Here is a 19,001-nt window from a genome sequence, read left to right as displayed (position 1 = left end):
GTAACAAGAAAATACTCTGATTGATATAGTAGAAAGATTAGGATTATCATACTCATATGATTGTATTTAATGAAGGAGGTAATACGTTATGGCGGTATCTAAAAATGTTAAACTGCCCCATCTTTTTTATGGAGGGGATTATAATCCGGAGCAATGGCCAGAGGAAGTCTGGCTAGAGGATATGAGATTAATGAAGAAAGCAGGCGTCAATATTGTCAGTATTGGCATCTTCAGCTGGGCTGCTTTGCAGCCGGGCCCACAAACCTACGATTTTGCCTGGATGGACCGGCTTATGGATTTGCTCGCGGCCAATGGAATCATGGCGGACCTTGCTACAGCTACTGCGTCACCTCCAGCTTGGTTGGCCAAGCTGCATCCAGAGTCACTTCCAGTTGATGAGAACGGGGCGCGCTATATGCAGGGCTCTAGACAGCACTATTGCCCGAACAGCAAGGCGTTTCGTTTGTATGGACAGCAGTTGGTCCGTAAGTTAGCCGAACGCTACAAGGACCATCCTGCATTAGCGATGTGGCATATTAACAATGAGTATGCATGTCATATTTCACGCTGCTATTGTGATGAATGTACTTTGGAATTCAGGGTTTGGTTAGAGAAAAGGTACGGTACCTTGGATGAGTTGAATTCAAGCTGGGGCACTAACTTTTGGAGTCAGAAATATTATGGCTGGGATGAAATTGGATTGCCTGGCAAGACACCAACTTACGCCAATCCGGGCCAGCAGCTCGACTATATGCGCTTTATGTCTGATAGCTTGCTGGATGCTTATTTGGGTGAGCATCGTATCCTTAGGGAAATCACACCGGAACTTCCCATTATGACCAATTTCATGGGTGCGTTTAAGCCGCTGGATCAGTTTGAATGGGCTGAGCATATGGATGTAGTAACCTGGGACAGCTATCCGGAGCCTACGAACGGAATTCCTGTATTCGCTGCCATGCAGCATGATTTGATGCGCAGCTTGAAGGGTGGACAACCATTTATTCTAATGGAGCAAGTTACGAGTCAAGTGAACTGGCGGCAGCATAATCCATTGAAGAGGCCGGGAGTCATGCGTCTGTGGAGTTACCAAACTATTGCTCGAGGCGGCGACGGGGTAATGTTCTTTCAATGGCGCCAATCATGGGCTGGAGCAGAAAAGTTTCACGGAGCCATGGTTACGCATACCGGAGATGAGAACAGCCGGATTTACCGCGAAGTGGAGCAGTTGGGCAATGAGCTGAAGCTGCTTGATGCTATTGTCGATTCTCGCGTTGAGTCAAAGGTAGCTATCGTATTTGACTGGCACAACTGGTGGGCGCTGGAGCTCGATTCCAAACCAAACCGCGATGTGTTGTATGTAGAACAAATTCGTCAATACTATCAGGCTTTGTTCAAAAGCAATGTGGGGGTTGATTTCGTCCAGCCAAATGCCGATTTAAGTGGTTATAAACTGGTACTGGCGCCTGCCATGTATATGGTAGGTGAGGGCGTTGCTGACAACTTAGAGGCTTATGTTCAAGCTGGTGGTACACTACTAACTACGTTCTTCAGCGGTATTGTTGACGAGAATGACCGTATTCATCTTGGGGGTTATCCCGCGCCGCTGCGTAAATTACTTGGCCTTTGTGTAGAGGAATTTGACCCGATGCTGCCAGGACAAACGAATAGCATCAATGTTACCGGATTAGGCGATGCGGATGGTGAATACAGCTGCAATCTATGGGCTGACCTTATACGTCTAGAGGGAGCGGTGTCCCTGGGAAGTTTTCAAGCTGACTTTTTCGCAGGTTCACCAGCAGTTACAGTCAATAAATTTGGAAAAGGTAAAGCTTACTATGTGGGTACCCAAGGAGAGGAGTCCTTCGTTAATGGATTGCTGGAGCATATTCTTGGCGAAGTGGGCCTTGAAGCGCCCTTGGAAGCGCCGACTGGCGTAGAACTAAGCGTGCGGACAACTGGTGACCAACGTTATATCTTTGTACTCAATCATCTGGCGGAGACAGTAGACGTGCAGCTGCCAGAAGGCGCATTCGTCGAGCTGCTTGGCGGAAGTACACTCCACAACAAGTTGCAAGTGGAACCAAATGGAGTAGCTATTTTGCATAAACAGGACTAATCAAAAGGACTCCAATCAGCTCTCCCTTCGTGTAAGAAAGGGATAGACTGAAATGGAGTCTTTTTGTTCAATTCACTCAAATTTATTTTTTTCTGTATTCGGCTTCCATTTTGTTGGTGCTTCTGTCAATAAAGCAGGAGAACCTATTTATATCAAAATAAAACAAGTAGAACAAAACTATCTTTTGGAGCGGTCGATTAAGAAATTAGGAACTCAAGCTTTTAGGGAGAACCAGATTGAAGCGGAGACAGCAGATGTCGAGTTTGTTACAGCTCGGTTTAGCTCCCGCCGTTTTCAGACGTTACTAGATAAGGTTAAGGAAGCAAATAGGTGGATTAACAAAATGTTTCATGGGATAGGGTCCAAGTATTTACAAGCCTACCTCGATGAATATTGCTGTAGATTGAATCACATTAATCAAGAAGGATCCATTCTAAAGCATCTGATACATCTGTGTGCCTCAACTGCAGCGGTTACATCTCGTTCCTTAATTAGTTTCGCGGTCACTACATAATCCGACTTATATAGTTTATTTTTGTTGCATCTTGTAGAATTCATTAAAAAATGGGGATCTCGCTATGCTGAGCTGCAGTTTAATTGAAAAAAAAGTTTGTATTCGTTAAACTGTTTCTTGTTGATAGGAGGAATGGATTATGAATACGCCAATGAAGGTACATATACTTATAGAGAGTTATATAGAAGATCAGCTGATCACTCAAAATACAGATGGTGATTTGTATCTGAAGGGTAACCATTATTACTTGCGTTATAACGAAGAGGCGCCGGAAATGAAAGGGACTGTAACGATGATTAAATTGGGGCAGGATAGCATCCGCATCATTCGTCAAGGCAGCCTTCGTTCCGAGCAGACCTTTATCAGCGGTCAACGCGTTAAAGGTTATTATGATACTCCTCAGGGGAAACTGGATATGGAAACGCAGACTGAATCCTTAACAATCAACTTAGTTGGAGGTCTTGGAACTGCTGAGTGGAGTTATGAGCTTTATGTGATGGGTGACAGAACTGGAGCTTATAGGCTGCGGCTAACAGTTACTGCAATATAGCTAACCAGCAATCTCGTAAAAAACGCAACCTCATAAAAAAGCCGGCCTACACGAATTCAATTATCCGCATAAGCCGACTTTGCGAGTGCGCCGACTGCTCGCAGCGCATGAATTTCTTTTATACTTATGCCAGTTCGAAGCAGGAGTTTGGCATTTTTCTTAATAATCGATTTGACTTGCATCGGTTTTAAGCCAGGCTTTCGGGAAAGCATGAGCGCTATAACACCAGTCACATGTGAGGTGGCCATTGAAGTGCCGCTCAGCTCATGGTATTTCCCTCTTAACCATGTCGAATAGATTTTATCACCAGGAGCATAAATGTCGATTTTGCTGCTTATGTTGCTAAAAGGGGCGATTTGTCCACGCCTTGTTGTGGCTCCTACCGCAATGACCTGACGCAGCCGTGCCGGATAGTCGATAGTAGCCTGTTTACCTTCATTTCCGGACGACGCAACAACGATAACGCCCGCTTGATAAGCGTTACGAATTGCGGCCTCCAATGCTTTACTGTAGGCTTTCATTCCGAAGCTCATATTAATAATATGGATTTGATTTTTCACGCACCAATCAATGCCACCTATGATATCGGAGACAAAAGCGCTCCCTTGGTTATCAAATGCTTTAACGGGGTGAATCACGGCCTGCGGAGCTACGCCGTTGATACCTCGTTGACGACTAGAGGCCGCAATTGTTCCTGCAATATGGGTGCCGTGACCGTTATCGTCATTAGGCATCAGATGCCGATTCAGAAGATTTACTCCGTAGGATAGACAATGTCGTAAATCAGGGTGAGTATAATCGGCTCCGGTGTCGATGATGCCAATTCGAATGCGTTCTCCTCTGGATTTACCCCATGCTTGGGGCGCTCTGATATGTCTGATCCCCCAAGGCACGGTTCCAGTTACGTTGCGAGGTTTATTGCTGTAGGAAGGCTGTACTGCGCTTATTATTTTGGATGCATGGACTTTCATCTTACTATCCACTTCGATCGATTTAATAAATGGAACAGACGACAGCTTAGCTGTTGATTGTAGCGAGCAAGAGATTGCGTTAATGATTTTCAACGGTTGAACGTTGTTTAATCGGGTTAAGGAAGGTTTCATCAGATTCCATTGCTGAATACATGCTGTATAATCGTTGCGGTTGGTAAATCGTATGATATGCTTACATTCATCGTTTTCTGTGCCTTCCATGGCTTCATGAAGCCATTCGACAAACAAGGATGGTTTCAATGTTGTCGTCCCTCCCGCGTATCGGAATCCCCTTATTCACACTTTTCATATCCTATGTTAATGAGAGTTCGGTGGCATGTGCACATGGCCTTTTTCAAAATAAATGGGTTCTCAGCCGTGTCAGAAACCCTATTGCTACATACGATGAATAAGGGGAATCAGACGGTTCTCTTACTTATTAGTAGGGGGAAGCGGCGGACACGAGTTCGCGGGTCTTCGTGGATACAGTCAAGGGCGAAGGAAGGAAATCCTTCGCTTCTTCCTTTTGCTGGAGCAAGGCAGTTGCTTTTTTACATAAAATAAGGTTTACTATTAGGGAGTATAATGGATGTTATGGTTAGAACTCTTGTGAAAATGTTTGAAGGGATGTGCTTGGATGAGTGCACAGTACACTCTCAAGGTCGGTGCGGAGCAGGCCAAAGAGATGCCAATGGTCGACCTTGCATTTGAAGTGCTAAAAGCAGCGAATACGCCTTTTTATTACCGGGACCTTATGGCGGAAATCTCCAAAATTAAAGGACTCTCCGAAGAAGCAGTCATGCAGGTAATCGCTCAACTATATACGGAGATCAACATTGATGGTAGATTTGCTTGTGTTGGTTCGAATCTTTGGGGGCTGAAACGCTGGTACCCTGTAGAGAAATCAGAGGATGCAGTAGGAAGCGCCAAACGTCCTCGTATCATTAACGATGAAGATGATGACTTGGATGACGATGATTTGTTTGCCGAGGAAGAGGATGCTTTCGTCGAGGAAGAAGAATACGATTCCTTCGATAAAACGCGTGACGATGACTTCGATGCCGAAGAAGAGGTAGAGGAAGAAACTGAATTCTTAGCAGAAGAAGAAATAGATGAAGAAGAGATTGATGACAACGCCTTGGAGGAAGAGGACTCTGATTTAGAAGAGGATGAGGACGAAGAAGGCGATGACGAAGAGGACATAGAAGACGAGAAAGGTAAATAAGTCGAATTGTTCTCGCTTTACTTGACAGCGCTGTGCGTTGGGGGGTAAAATATTTTCTGGGCTTTTGATTAAAGTGTATATCATGACGAATGTCTTGACTATAAAGTGCCCCCGCTTATAACGGGGCGCTTTTTCTTTTTTAGGATGTAATATTTCGGAAAAAAGGCATACTATCAAAATTGGAGGTTTACATACATGACTAAGTATATTTTTGTTACGGGAGGAGTCGTGTCCTCATTAGGAAAAGGGATCACGGCTGCGTCACTCGGGAGGCTGTTGAAGAACAGAGGGCTTAAAGTAACGATACAAAAATTTGATCCCTATATCAATGTGGATCCGGGAACAATGAGTCCTTATCAGCATGGTGAGGTGTTTGTAACTGATGATGGCGCGGAAACGGATTTAGATTTAGGCCATTATGAGCGGTTTATTGATATCAATCTTTCGAAGAATAGCAATGTAACAACAGGTAAGGTCTATTCTTCTGTTATTACAAAAGAACGTCGTGGAGAATATTTGGGAGGTACGGTCCAAGTTATTCCTCATATTACGAATGAAATTAAAGACCGTGTATTTCGCGCAGGCCGTGAAGCTCAATCCGATGTTGTCATTACTGAGATTGGGGGCACGGTTGGCGACATAGAGAGTTTGCCGTTTCTAGAGGCGATTCGTCAAATTAAAAGTGATATCGGTCGCGACAATGTGATGTACATTCATGTGACGCTTATTCCTTATTTGAAAGCTGCCGGTGAGGTCAAAACAAAACCAACCCAGCACAGCGTCAAGGAACTTCGCAGCATTGGTATCCAACCGCATGTTGTAGTATGCCGCACGGAGCATCCATTAACCGAGGATATGAAGCGTAAGTTGGCGTTGTTTTGTGACGTTGACCCTGGGGCAGTTGTTGAGTGCCTAGATGCAGATACTCTTTACGAGGTACCGATGATGCTGAGAGAGCAAGGACTGGATGACATCGTAGTTAACCACTTGAAGTTGACGACGAATCCTCCGGAAATGACGGAATGGGAAAACCTTGTGAAACGCGTCAAGTCGTTGAAGCACACAACCGAAATTGCAATTGTTGGTAAATATGTTGCTCTTCATGATGCTTATTTGAGTATTGTTGAAGCACTTGGTCATGCTGGAATAGACAGCAACACGGAAGTGAAGATTCGTTGGGTCAATGCGGAGGATGTCTACGATCATAATGTGGCTGAACTTCTTCATGGTGTACAAGGAATCCTTGTTCCAGGCGGTTTCGGTGACCGCGGGATTGAAGGTAAAGTATCGGCAATCCGCTATGCCCGTGAGAAAAAGGTGCCTTTCTTCGGTATATGTCTTGGCATGCAGGTAGCCGTTGTGGAATATGCTCGTTCCGTGTTAAAGCTAGAAGGTGCTAACAGCTCAGAGATCAATCCTACAACGCCATATCCGGTTATTGATCTTTTGCCAGAGCAAAAGGACGTCGAAGATTTAGGCGGCACTATGCGCTTGGGCTTGTATCCTTGTAAGCTTACGGAAGGTTCCCTTGCCATGCATTGCTATGACGATGAACTGGTTTATGAGAGACACCGTCACCGTTATGAATTTAACAATGAATATCGTGAAGTAATGGAGGCAGCCGGATTTAAAATTACTGGAACCTCTCCAGATGGAAGGTTAGTAGAAATCATTGAGTGCCCAGATCATCCATGGTTTCTTGCCGTTCAGTTCCATCCAGAATTTACTTCAAGACCGAATCGTCCGCAGCCTTTATTCAAGCACTTTGTACAAGCGGCTTTTCAAGTTCAAAAATAAAATCATGTTTCCATATTTAACAGCATAATACAATAGCAATAGTAAATGCGGTTGCACTTCAAAAACTTCTTGATTTGTAAAAGTTTTCAAATTTCCTTCAAAACGCAGCAGGAATCTCGGTATTTGTATCGAATTTATTTTGTTAGGCTAGATCAACAGAACGGAATTCCGACAAATGCGAACGCGATATGAGGAGGTTACCGTATTGAAGAAAAAGTTGCTTATTGTGGATGATCAGAATGGTATTCGGATCTTGCTGATGGAAGTGTTCAGTAGTGAAGGGTACGAGACCTACCAAGCATCGAACGGCAAGCTTGCTCTGGATATTGTAAGAGGCTCTTCCCCTGATCTAGTTCTTCTGGATATGAAGATTCCAGGAATGGACGGATTAGACATTTTAAAGCATATCAAAAGCATCGACAGCTCGATAAAAGTCATTATGATGACCGCATACGGTGAGTTGGACATGATCAAAGAAGCAACAGACCTCGGAGCGATCATGCATTTCACCAAACCTTTTGATATCGATGAACTGCGCAGTGCTGTAAACAATCATTTACGTTCAACTAATAATAGCTCTTACGCTGTAGGATCCTGAGTTCAGGATCTCTTTTTTTTGTGCCGGAGGGATCCGGATATGACTTTGAAAAAAGCAAAAGGCTTGGTTATCATTTCATTGTTTGTATGCTATAATAGGTCAGTATGACAGAAGAGCGGTTTATCACAATAAACTCGGTCAATAAATACTAGGAGGAAGACTCTCATGCCGTTGGTTTCAATGAATGAATTATTGCCAAAAGCCAAAGCGAATAAATACGCAGTAGGTCAGTTCAATATGAATAACTTGGAGTTTGCTCAAGCTATTGTAGACGCAGCTCAGGAACTGAATTCTCCCTTTATCTATGGTGTTAGTGAGGGAGCTTTAAAGTATATGGGAATCGAGTTTACTGTAGCTATTGCGGAAGCAGCTGCTAAGAAATCCGGTTTGCCGATCGCGCTACACTTGGATCATGGCAGCAGCTTTGAAGTTGCAATGAAATGTATCCGTGCGGGATTTAGCTCTGTAATGTTCGATGGTTCTCACTATTCTTTCGAAGAGAACATTCGTTTGACTAAAGAAGTTGTTAAAGCTGCACGCGCTATGGGCGTTTCTGTAGAAGGCGAGCTCGGAACTATCGGCGGTGTGGAAGATGACATCAGCGTAGACGAAAAGAATGCAAGCTTGGCGAAGCCAGAAGAAGCTATCCGTTTCTACGAAGAAACTGGAGTTGACTGCCTGGCTATTGCTGTAGGTACTGCACATGGCATGTACGCAGGCGAGCCAAACATCCGTTTTGACATTATTGAGCAGGTTTCCAAAGCGATTCCGGTACCCGTAGTTCTTCATGGCGGATCTGGTGTGCCTGATGAAATGATCATCAAAGCGATCGCTGCAGGGGTAGGCAAGATCAACGTGAACACAGAGAATCAAGTTGCTTGTACTGAAGCTATTCGTGAAGTTCTTAACAAAGACGCGAAAGTGTACGATCCTCGTAAATACCTCACTCCTGCTCGCAAAGCCATGGTTGAAGTGGTTAAATCCAAAATTCAATTGTTCGGTAGTTCCAACCAAGCTTAATTTGATTGACGGGGAATGCATCGCAAAAGATGTATTTCCCTTCAATTGTTTTTATCAGTCACACCTGTCGGTTATTCATATCGTTTAGCGCTTTAAAGTGGTTACGTGGGAGGAAGAGGGACGAATGGAGAAATTGATGGTCGCCGGCGGTCGGCCGCTGCGGGGGACGGTCCAAATTAGTGGTGCCAAGAATAGTGCTATTGCCTTGATACCTGCAGCAATTTTATCGGAATCGACCGTTATATTGGATAATTTGCCTGTATTAAGCGATGTGGCTATTTATGCGGAGCTGCTTGAGGAACTGGGAGCAACAGTTCAATGGAATGAAGATTTTATGAGTATTGATCCAAGTCGTCTGCAGTCTAAGCCAATGCCGAACGGTAATGTCAAAAAGTTGAGAGCGTCTTATTATCTTATGGGCGCATTGTTAGGTCGCTTTGGGGAAGCAACAATCGGATTGCCTGGAGGTTGTAATTTTGAGCCTCGGCCAATTGATCAGCATATAAAAGGTTTTGAAGCATTGGGTGCACGTGTAAGCACAGAAAATGGAGCTTTGCATATTAAAGCGAAGCAGTTGGTTGGAGCGAAGATTTATCTGGATGTTGTTAGCGTTGGGGCAACGATTAATATAATGTTGGCAGCCTCGCGTGCCAAAGGGTTTACTTTGATCGAAAATGCGGCTAAAGAGCCTGAAATCATAGATGTTGCTACACTTTTGAATGCCATGGGCGCCAAGATTAAAGGGGCTGGAACAGAAACGATCCGTATTGAGGGCGTTGATTCTATGCATGGATGCCGTCATTCCATCATTCCAGACCGCATTCAAGCGGGTACCTATATGATTGCTGCTGCCGCAACACACGGAGATGTTGTTGTAGATAACGTTATACCTAAGCATCTTGAAGCTATTACTGCTAAATTGCAGGAGATGGGTGTAATTATTCATGAAATGGATGAATCCATCCGTGTTATTGGACGACCGGAATATGAAAGCGTTGATGTAAAAGCACTTGTATATCCAGGATTCGCAACGGATTTGCAATCGCCAATGGCGAGTTTGCTTACCCAAACCAGGGGTGTCAGCATCTTGAGTGATTACGTATATAGCAACCGATTTAAGCATGTTCCAGAATTGCTGAGAATGGGCGCTAAGATCAAGGTGGAAGGTCGATCAGCTGTTATTGAAGGTGGTAAATTGAGCTTCGCTAAGGTGAAAGCAACCGATTTGCGTGCAGGTGCTGCATTGGTTATTGCAGGGTTGACTGTATCTAGTGGTATAACTGAGATAACGGGTGTGGAATATATCGACCGTGGATATGATCACCTTGTCTTGAATCTATCAAATTTAGGCGCAGAGGTTTGGCGAGAGCAGGATTAAAATTGGTATAGGTGAAGTAAATTTGGGTAATGCTAGATTATATTTCAAATTTTGAAAATTTAATAGTTTGGTGGTTGAGATGATGGATATGCCTCTAGCACAACTAGAAGGTCTAAAATTGACAGAGCTTTACCAATTGGCCAAAAAGCATCAAATTCCATACTATGGAACATTGAAGAAAAAAGAACTTATTTTCGCTATTTTACGAGCACAGGCAGAAAAAAGCGGATTGATGTTTATGCAGGGTGTTCTCGAGATATTACAGGATGGATTTGGCTTTTTGAGGCCTATCAACTATTTACCAAGCTCTGAGGATATCTATATTTCCGCTTCACAAATTCGTAAGTTTGATCTTCGATCGGGTGATCTGGTTTCAGGAAAGTGTCGACCTCCCAAAGAGAACGAGCGTTATTTCGGTCTTCTACATGTTGAAGCGGTTAATGGAGAGGATCCTGTAACCGCAGCAGAGCGGCTGCACTTTCCGGCTTTAACCCCTTTGTATCCGCAAAGAAAGCTGAATTTGGAAATTTCCCCTACACATCTTTCCACTCGACTAATGAATTTGTTAGCACCTGTCGGCTTTGGCCAACGTGGTCTAATTGTGGCTCCTCCAAAAGCAGGGAAGACACTGTTGCTTAAAGAGATTGCCAACAGTATTTCTACGAATCATCCCGAGGTAGAGCTTTTTGTGCTCCTGATTGATGAGCGTCCGGAGGAAGTTACCGATATGCAGCGCTCTGTTAAGGGTGAGGTTATCGCGTCCACTTTTGATGAACTTCCTGAGAATCATATTAAAGTTGCCGAGCTTGTATTGGAACGCGCACAGCGCTTGGTTGAACATAAGAAAGATGTTGTCATACTGCTCGACAGTATAACTCGTCTTGCTCGCGCCTACAATCTAGTTATTCCTCCATCCGGACGTACATTATCTGGTGGTATTGATCCTGGGGCATTTCACCGTCCCAAACGTTTCTTCGGGGCAGCTCGTAATATAGAAGAAGGCGGGAGCTTGACGATTTTGGCTACCGCATTAGTTGAAACAGGATCACGCATGGATGATGTTATCTATGAGGAATTTAAAGGTACGGGTAATTTAGAGCTTCATTTGGACCGCAAGCTGGCCGAACGTCGCATCTTTCCGGCTATCGACATTCGACGTTCCGGAACACGACGCGAGGAGATGCTCTTAACCAAAGAAGAATTGGATAAAGTGTGGGCGATTCGCAAAAGCATGAATGATTCACACGAATACATCGAAGCGTTTATTAAAAAATTAGCCGATTCAAAAACGAATCAGGAATTTTTGGACTCGCTTGAAACCGGAAATAACAAACCGTCTGGCGGGAGCGGCACACCATCACCATCTTCTTCCTCAGCTTCCTCGTCTAAACGTGTTAAAAATTCCGCATCATAAGTGATAGCCCCAACTTCAATGCGCCGAAGTTGGGGTTCACATAAGGAGTAAGTTCGATATGAATGTAGTCTATGCCGATCGTGATGGAAATGTCTTCGACCATCCTGATTTTGTTGCACTCGGTCGTAATGGAGACATGGTAACGGATATCATGGACGATGAGTTGATTCCGTTGCCTGAAGGAGCAACATTGGTTAGTTTACCCCATACTCGACCTATTGGCGTTCACGCCGAGTCGGGGAAGATGCAGGTGCTACCAGGCGAGGTGAATGCTGTTGGCGCGCTTATGCCTCAAGGGTTCACGCGGCTGCTGCTCCCAAGCTATGCCAAGACGGATAAGACCAAGGTTCTTCCCCTTTTCGGTTATACTGCAGTTGTATGGAAAGATGGACAGTTTTTCGTTGCTGCTCATGCGAGCGATGATCCTGAGCCATGGAATCCACGCAGCTGCGACCCGAACGAACTCGAAGTCAAGGTAGGGGACCTGCTGAAGCAGTACGAGGGGAATCGCTTGTACCAGCATTTATCCAACTGTGCGCTTGAATATGAGTGTCTAACTGCTTCGAATACATTCTTGGGCCGGTTGGAAGGCGCTGTGCCGGTTTCGTTTTCCTGTAACGCGGGTTGCTTCGGATGTATTTCTGAACAACCGGAGGACAGCGGTTTTCCTGCTCCGCAAACAAGGATGAACTTCAAGCCTACTGTGGATGAAGTGGTTCAGGTCATGCTGGAGCATTTGAAAACGCCAGACGCAATAATCAGCTTCGGGCAGGGCTGTGAGGGTGAGCCTTCTACGCAAGCGCCCACCATTATTGAGGCTATGCGCCGTGTAAGGCAGCAAACCAGTAATGGGTTTATCAATATCAACACGAATGCGGGTTTGACCGATCATATCCGTGGAATCGTTGATGCAGGATTGAATCTAATGCGTGTAAGCACCATTAGTGCGCTTGACGATCATTACAACGCTTATTACAAGCCGAGAGGCTACACTTTGCGTAATGTGGAGAAATCACTCCGCTATGCGGCTGACAAAGGTGTCGTAACCTCAATCAATTACCTCATTTTTCCGGGAGTAACTGACCGCGAAGAAGAAGTGGAGGCGATGATAGAGTTTGTTCGCCGTACGGGGTTGAAGCTAATACAGCTTCGTAATTTAAATATTGATCCTGAGAGCTACTTGGGCTTGATTCCAAAAGCTCAAGGCGAGCTGCTTGGCATGAAACAAATGATAGAGATTTATGAACAAGAATTGCCAGGTGTGGTGCTGGGTTCCTACACCCATATTCCGGCAGCTCTGAACCGTAGAAATGGCTTGCAACAGCAATGAATAACGTGATATAATCTTTTCATGTGTTTATCAACTCTGATTCACATGGTGTTTCAGGGCAAAAGAGGTGAAAGTCATGAAAGAAGCAATCCATCCAACGTATCACAACACTACGCTTACATGCGCTTGTGGTAATGTTTTTGAAACAGGTTCCATTAAGCAAAACCTGCGTGTTGAGATTTGTTCCGCTTGCCACCCGTTCTTCACAGGTAAGCAGAAATTTCTTGATGCCGGCGGTCGTGTTGATAAGTTCAAAAAGAAATACGGCATCTAATTCTAGATGTTTCCAATGGCTTACAGCATAAATTAGCCTCCTGTGGCTATCCTAAGAACACAATTCTTAGGATAGCTGCAGGAGGTGTTTTCGTTTTGGCTCTACGACAACTAGTAAGAGGAAGAATCGTTGCATCCATGCTAATTGCATTCATGATCATGGTTTCTTCGACTGCATGCCAGAAGCAAAATACACAGGTTAAATCGTACTCGCAAGACGGGCTTCTGGGAATAACGGATGTCAATCCCAATATGCCGACTAGCCCGACTCATCATACTTATTTAGCGGATACAAGGCTGATAAAGGAGACGATTAACCAAGTACCACATGTAACAGGTTCTACCATTTCGGTCAATGGGGATGTAGCTAACGTTAAAGTAGATGTACCGACTAGTTTGTCCGATCAGGAAGTAGCGGCCGTAGAGAAGGAAGCTAGGGAGAAATTAGCTCATGCGATGCCGCGGTATACGGTAAAGGTTTCCGTTTCTCGTAAATAATGCTGCTGGTTGCTATTTCGGTATGAATCGTCTATACTTATCTTTGCCGTGCTAGACGGGGAGGTAGCGGTGCCCTGTAACCCGCAATCCGCTACAGCGGGGTTGATCGCCTAACTGCGGTATTGCGATGTAAGGCTTGGGTTTTAGAATTGGTGTTGAGAGTCGGGTCCTCCGCAATGGATGCTCGTGAATCCGGTCAGGTTCGGAAGAAAGCAGCCGTAAGCGGGATGTTCCATGTGCCGGAGGGTGGCCTAACTTGAGCTGAGTCTAAAAATTCCGCTTGGATCGTAATATCAAATTAGGTGCACGGTTTATTACAAATTTATGCACACGATAAACATCGAATTAGGTCTTTTTAGGGCTTAAGTACGGTGTTTTTTTGTATTTACAGAAGGAAAATGAAATATTTAGGAGAATTGTATACTAAAGTTAACTAGGGTTGGCAGACAAAGGGGGGTGGCCCGGTGCAGCAAGGATTAAATTTGCTACAGCGATTCGCTGGTACATTTTTGCGTGATGTTAATCTTGGAGTCATATTGATGAATACACATTTTGAGCTTATTGATATTAGCGATATGGCGTGCCGTGTACTAGGATTAGTCAAAGAGGATGTAATTAATTGCCCGGTAGAGCAAATTTTTGCTAATATGCCGGCAGAACACCAACTGGTGCATCGTAATATTTTGGATGGCATGGTTGTTCGAAATCATGCACTTTCTTGGACCAACAATCAAGAGCGTTATGAGCTTCTGATGGATTCCAATGTGCTCCGCGATGAAGATCGTACTGTCGTAGGCGCCTACATAATATTTAAGGATGTCACCAATCTCCGTTCGTTAGAGGAACAGGTGCAGCGCAGTGATCGGTTGGCTATGATTGGTCAAATAGCAGCGGGAACCGCTCACGAAATTCGGAATCCGCTTACTTCGATTAAGGGCTTCCTGCAGATGATGCGTAAAACGATGAAGGATCTGGGGATGGACCGTGAAACCGGGTATACCGAAGTCATGTTGACCGAGATCAATCGGATTAATGAATTGGTTAATGAGTTTTTATTGCTTGGCAAGCCCAAGAACGTGACTTATATCGCAGTAGATACCTCACAAGTTATGAAGGACATTCTTCCCATTATTAATAATGAAGCTATTATGCATGGTGTGATCATGCACTACGAAGCAGCGGATAAGCTGCCGTGTGTAATAGCGGATCGGGAGCTATTGAAGCAGGTATTTTTGAATATATGCAAGAATGGTATCGAGGCTATGGGGGATGGTGGACATTTAACCTTAACCGAAAGGGTGGACGATGACGAGCGTAAGGTGAACTTTGATATTCATGATACAGGACCTGGAATTCCTTTGTTTGTTATTGATAAAATATTCGACCCGTTTTTCACCACTAAGGCTGAGGGGACAGGATTAGGCCTATCGGTGTGTCAGCGTATTATTCACGATATTGGCGGTCATATCCGCGTATCCTCGAAAGGCTTCGGGACCACATTTACCGTAAGCATCCCATTTCCTTAACCACTTCAAAGACATTCCGTTGTGTAGTATAATGAACAGGATAAACAATTATTGGAGAGGACGCTATGGCACATATCGCATTATACCGAACGTGGAGACCGCAGGCTTTCCGAGAAATTGTTGGTCAAAAGCACATCGTTCAAACACTGCAAAACTCGCTCCGCGAAGGTCGGTTTACGCATGCTTATTTATTCAATGGACCAAGAGGGACGGGTAAAACGAGTGCTGCTAAAATATTAGCAAAAGCCGTGAACTGTTTGAATGGTCCAGCGGTAGAGCCTTGTAATGAATGTGCTAACTGCATTCGTATTACAGAAGGTGCAGTCATGGATGTAGTAGAGATCGATGCAGCCTCTAATCGGGGTGTAGAAGAAATCCGCGATATTCGCGACAAGGTGAAATATGCGCCAACCGAAGTTCGCCAAAAGGTATATATTATCGATGAAGTCCATATGCTGACGACGGAAGCCTTTAATGCTTTGTTAAAAACATTAGAGGAACCTCCTGCACATGTTATGTTCATTCTCGCTACTACAGAGCCGCACAAGCTGCCTGCGACGATTATTTCTCGTTGTCAGAGGTTTGATTTCCGCCGAGTTTCACTCGAAGACCAGGTGGAGAGGCTGCATGAGGTGTGTCGGGAGGAACAGATAGAAGCTGACGATGACGCGATCCGATTTATAGCTAGACTTTCTGACGGCGGAATGCGCGATGCGCTCAGTTTGCTGGATCAGATTATGGCGTTTTCGGGGCAGCACGTTACTTATGACGACGTCGTTTCCATTACCGGAGGGATGGCCTCAGATCAGTTTGAAAAGCTGGTTCAGGCCATTAAACAACGTGATGTAGGAGCGGTGCTGCAGCTGATTGATGATTTTATGCAGGAGGGCAAGAGTGCCGACAAGTGCATGGAAAACCTGCTGTATTATTTCCGGGATTTATTGATGGTGAAAATGGTCCCTGGCTCACAAGCCGTAACGGATCGAATTATTGACGTGAAACAATTTGCTGGCGTTGCTGAATCGTTCACTACACAAGAGCTTATCTCTATGATGGATACATTGAACTACTATCAAACAGAGATGAAATATTCGGTGCAGCCTCAGACGCTGCTTGAAGTGGCGCTTATGAAGCTGTGCAGTTCTGCCGCTGAGGGAGCTCCTTCACGTGCTGTCATCGGTGATGCAGCCAAGGGAACAGACCGTGCTCCTGATGCTACTGTGGCTCAATTAATGAGCCGTATTCAACGTCTTGAGGAGCAGCTAACGCAGCTGCAGAAGCAGGGTGTCGCGCCAGCAGCGGGTAATGCTTCAGGCAGTGGATCCGGGCACTCCGGTTCCGGTTCAAGAAGTACCGTGATCCCCGCGGCGATGAAGAAGAGCGTAGAGAAGTTGGACGGCTTCCTGGAAGGGAAGGACTCACAGGATACTAAGTCTGTACTCCAGAAGTGGAGTCAGGTTCTGAGTCGGGTGAAGGAGCAGCGAATTACCATTCATGCTTGGTTGGTTGACGGTGAACCTGTATCGGTCCATGGAGATGCGGTATTGGTGGCTTTTAAAAGCTCCATGCATCGGGAAACGACAGAGAAGCCGGCTAATAAACAATTGATTGAGCAGGTGATGACGGATGTTTTAGGTAGTCCGTACAGGCTGATATCTATCATGATTAAGGATTGGAAGTCAGCTGCTGATCAAGTTAAACCGGCTGAAGGCAGTAAGGAAGAGCTTAAGCTTGTACCCGAGGATGAGCCCACGGCTGTTAAAGAAGAATGGATTAGTGAGGCTATCCATTTGTTTGGCGAAGATTTGGTGAAAATAAAAGAAGACTGAAACGAGGAGTGATTTTTAATGAACAACATGAATCAAATGATGAAGCAAGTTAAGAAGATGCAGGAGCAAATGCTGAAAACTCAAGAGGAGCTTGCTCAAAAATCAGTAGAGGGAACAGCTGGCGGCGGTGTCGTAACTGTAAGCGTGAACGGGCAAAAGAAAATTACATCTATCTTGATCAAGCCTGAAGCAGTAGATCCGGATGACGTAGAAATGCTGCAGGATCTCGTCTTGACTGCAGTTAATGATGCTATGGCCAAAGCTGAAGAGCTAGCCAATAAAGAAATGTCGCGTTTAACCGGTGGAATGAACATTCCCGGCTTATTCTAATTTAACACCATAAGAGTGACAACCAGCTCAGCTTTGCATGAAGAACGGTTGCACCCAAGCGACAACCGGCTTCGATGCATTCTGATGTGACGGTTGCGCCATAAGGAGCTATCCCTTTGTTTTATCCCGAACCGTTAGCTAAACTGATCGACGCCTTCTCCCGTCTGCCGGGCATTGGCCCCAAGACGGCGGCGCGGCTTGCTTTTCATGTGCTGCGAATGAAGGAAGAGGATTGTATTGATTTTGCCAAAGCGTTGGTAAACGTCAAAAGAAATCTGCATTATTGTTCTATTTGCTGTAACATTACGGATACCGACCCTTGCCGTATCTGTCAAGATAAGGGGAGAGATCGCTCGATTATTTGCGTTGTTCAGGAGCCGAGAGATCTTGTTGCTATGGAGAGAACCCGAGAGTTTAACGGTTATTACCATGTTCTTCATGGGGCTATTTCACCTATGGAAGGAATCGGTCCTGACGAAATCCGTATCGCCGATTTGTTGAAGCGTTTGGGTGATGAGCAGGTGCAGGAGCTAATTCTGGCTACGAACCCTAACATTGAAGGCGAAGCGACGGCCATGTATTTATCCCGGTTAGTTCGGTCTTTTGGCTTGAAGGTTACTCGTATTGCGCATGGATTGCCGGTTGGCGGCGATTTGGAATACGCTGATGAGGTTACTTTAACCAAAGCACTCGAAGGACGCAGGGAGCTCTAGCTTGCTGAAAAGTCAATTATTTGGAGCTTGTTATAGAAGCTTTCTACTTAAAGTCGTGCATATCATAGATATGCTCGGCTTTTTTTGTTTTCTGATCATTTGTTGTTTATGCCAAATTCATCGTTCTATCTTGTGAGCATGCTTCATATGAATATAAAAGAGACTGAAATACTCACTCATTTTTGTAGTACATGCTCTGGTCTTATAACTTCATTGCAGGAGGGGATAGGGTTGAGATTGTGGCATCGTTTGGGTCGTGTGCAGCGAAAAAAGTTAGAGATGGAGATGGATGATAAATTACAGCTAATGCAGGAAATTGAAAGAGCTCATATGGAATGGGTGACCGCGCAAAAAAGGTTAGACTTTGTTCTGGAAAAAGAGCAGATCGATTACGCAGTATTTGCATTGGAAGCCGCTGAAAAGCGTTTTGAAATGCTTATAAAGCAAGCGAAAAATATGAAACTGTCAGCCATAGAGGTTAATAGAGGGAGGGTTATGGAGGGGTAATGATGAAGTCCTATTTGCTGTGGGGGATCTTTAGTATCTCCGGTATTCTTCTAGTGTTCACACTGTTCCGACACAGATATGCGTTTAACTGGATCGGTTCTCTTTGTCTGAATGTTGCAATTGCTGCTTTTTTATTGTATATTGTAAATCTGCTCGGGCCGTATACAACAGTGGAAGTGCCGCTTAATGCAACCACAGTCGGAACGGTGAGTGTTCTTGGAGTTCCTGGCTTATTGATGCTTGTTGCTATGAAGCTTTGGATTGTATGATATGTTATTTCCTTCGTTTGAAAATAAAACTTGCAATTAGAATTGCAGCTGTGGTATATTAAGAAAGTCGCCGCTAAAACAAAACAAAAAATACTGTGAACAAGTAGCTGTGATGGACTATATTAATACTAGCAATGAAGTTT

Annotated in this window: 19 protein-coding genes and 1 other RNA gene; 19 read left to right on the top strand and 1 reads right to left on the bottom strand. The window is 44.7% G+C overall.

Features of this window, described 5'->3' with window-relative positions; translation table 11 throughout:
• Window positions 1-88 precede the first annotated feature (88 nt).
• From GC093_RS02000 to GC093_RS01990, 3 genes are all read left to right on the top strand, one after another.
• Window positions 89-2,116, top strand: a complete 2,028-nt coding sequence (locus GC093_RS02000; RefSeq protein ID WP_171650179.1) for a beta-galactosidase — start codon at window positions 89-91, stop codon at window positions 2,114-2,116.
• A gap of 52 nt (window positions 2,117-2,168) precedes the next feature.
• On the top strand, window positions 2,169-2,630 hold the full coding sequence (locus GC093_RS01995) for a hypothetical protein (RefSeq protein WP_171650178.1): 462 nt from the start codon (window positions 2,169-2,171) through the stop codon (window positions 2,628-2,630).
• Window positions 2,631-2,769: 139 nt separating this feature from the next.
• Window positions 2,770-3,180, top strand: a complete 411-nt coding sequence (locus tag GC093_RS01990) for a YwiB family protein (RefSeq protein WP_171650177.1) — start codon at window positions 2,770-2,772, stop codon at window positions 3,178-3,180.
• Window positions 3,181-3,236: 56 nt separating this feature from the next.
• Here GC093_RS01990 and GC093_RS01985 read toward each other — a convergent pair whose 3' ends face one another.
• Window positions 3,237-4,412 (bottom strand): S8 family peptidase, encoded by a 1,176-nt coding sequence (locus GC093_RS01985; protein WP_246313289.1) that lies wholly within the window; start codon window positions 4,410-4,412, stop codon window positions 3,237-3,239.
• A 376-nt stretch (window positions 4,413-4,788) separates the two neighbouring features.
• Between GC093_RS01985 and rpoE the strand changes: the two genes are divergently transcribed.
• The 16 genes from rpoE (at window position 4,789) to GC093_RS01905 (ending at window position 18,858) form a co-directional block, all read left to right on the top strand.
• The gene (gene rpoE, locus GC093_RS01980) at window positions 4,789-5,376 is read left to right on the top strand and encodes a DNA-directed RNA polymerase subunit delta (protein ID WP_171650176.1); all 588 of its coding nucleotides are present in this window, start codon (window positions 4,789-4,791) and stop codon (window positions 5,374-5,376) included.
• Between the two features lie 195 nt (window positions 5,377-5,571).
• Entirely contained in the window at window positions 5,572-7,173 is a 1,602-nt protein-coding gene (gene pyrG / locus GC093_RS01975; RefSeq protein ID WP_171650175.1) for a CTP synthase, read from the top strand.
• Window positions 7,174-7,378: 205 nt separating this feature from the next.
• Window positions 7,379-7,771, top strand: a complete 393-nt coding sequence (locus GC093_RS01970) for a response regulator (protein ID WP_171650174.1) — start codon at window positions 7,379-7,381, stop codon at window positions 7,769-7,771.
• Between the two features lie 165 nt (window positions 7,772-7,936).
• Window positions 7,937-8,791, top strand: coding sequence for a class II fructose-1,6-bisphosphate aldolase (gene fba, locus GC093_RS01965; protein WP_171650173.1), 855 nt, complete (start codon window positions 7,937-7,939; stop codon window positions 8,789-8,791).
• A 124-nt stretch (window positions 8,792-8,915) separates the two neighbouring features.
• On the top strand, window positions 8,916-10,169 hold the full coding sequence (gene murA / locus GC093_RS01960) for a UDP-N-acetylglucosamine 1-carboxyvinyltransferase (RefSeq protein WP_171650172.1): 1,254 nt from the start codon (window positions 8,916-8,918) through the stop codon (window positions 10,167-10,169).
• Between the two features lie 82 nt (window positions 10,170-10,251).
• A complete protein-coding gene (gene rho, locus GC093_RS01955) occupies window positions 10,252-11,583 on the top strand; it encodes a transcription termination factor Rho (protein ID WP_171650171.1) in 1,332 nt (443 codons plus the stop codon).
• Between the two features lie 58 nt (window positions 11,584-11,641).
• Complete coding sequence (locus GC093_RS01950; protein ID WP_171650170.1) at window positions 11,642-12,913, top strand: radical SAM family protein; 1,272 nt, start codon at window positions 11,642-11,644, stop codon at window positions 12,911-12,913.
• Between the two features lie 76 nt (window positions 12,914-12,989).
• Complete coding sequence (gene rpmE, locus GC093_RS01945) at window positions 12,990-13,187, top strand: 50S ribosomal protein L31 (protein ID WP_171650169.1); 198 nt, start codon at window positions 12,990-12,992, stop codon at window positions 13,185-13,187.
• A 95-nt stretch (window positions 13,188-13,282) separates the two neighbouring features.
• On the top strand, window positions 13,283-13,684 hold the full coding sequence (locus GC093_RS01940) for a hypothetical protein (RefSeq protein WP_171650168.1): 402 nt from the start codon (window positions 13,283-13,285) through the stop codon (window positions 13,682-13,684).
• 46 nt (window positions 13,685-13,730) lie between these two features.
• Window positions 13,731-13,994: signal recognition particle sRNA large type (ffs, locus tag GC093_RS01935), an RNA gene on the top strand.
• 154 nt (window positions 13,995-14,148) lie between these two features.
• A complete protein-coding gene (locus GC093_RS01930) occupies window positions 14,149-15,210 on the top strand; it encodes an ATP-binding protein (protein WP_171650167.1) in 1,062 nt (353 codons plus the stop codon).
• Between the two features lie 65 nt (window positions 15,211-15,275).
• The gene (gene dnaX, locus GC093_RS01925; RefSeq protein ID WP_171650166.1) at window positions 15,276-17,039 is read left to right on the top strand and encodes a DNA polymerase III subunit gamma/tau; all 1,764 of its coding nucleotides are present in this window, start codon (window positions 15,276-15,278) and stop codon (window positions 17,037-17,039) included.
• 18 nt (window positions 17,040-17,057) lie between these two features.
• Window positions 17,058-17,369 carry a YbaB/EbfC family nucleoid-associated protein gene (locus tag GC093_RS01920; protein ID WP_171650165.1) on the top strand — a complete coding sequence of 104 codons (312 nt, stop codon included), beginning with the start codon at window positions 17,058-17,060 and terminating at the stop codon, window positions 17,367-17,369.
• A gap of 116 nt (window positions 17,370-17,485) precedes the next feature.
• Window positions 17,486-18,082 (top strand): recombination mediator RecR, encoded by a 597-nt coding sequence (gene recR, locus GC093_RS01915; RefSeq protein ID WP_171650164.1) that lies wholly within the window; start codon window positions 17,486-17,488, stop codon window positions 18,080-18,082.
• A gap of 231 nt (window positions 18,083-18,313) precedes the next feature.
• Window positions 18,314-18,589 (top strand): DUF2508 family protein, encoded by a 276-nt coding sequence (locus tag GC093_RS01910; RefSeq protein WP_246313288.1) that lies wholly within the window; start codon window positions 18,314-18,316, stop codon window positions 18,587-18,589.
• 2 nt (window positions 18,590-18,591) lie between these two features.
• The gene (locus tag GC093_RS01905) at window positions 18,592-18,858 is read left to right on the top strand and encodes a pro-sigmaK processing inhibitor BofA family protein (RefSeq protein WP_171650163.1); all 267 of its coding nucleotides are present in this window, start codon (window positions 18,592-18,594) and stop codon (window positions 18,856-18,858) included.
• The last annotated feature ends 143 nt before the right edge of the window (window positions 18,859-19,001 follow it).

The organism is Paenibacillus foliorum (assembly GCF_013141765.1).
Lineage (GTDB): Bacteria > Bacillota > Bacilli > Paenibacillales > NBRC-103111 > Paenibacillus_S > Paenibacillus_S foliorum.
This window is presented reverse-complemented; position numbering and strand designations above follow the sequence as displayed.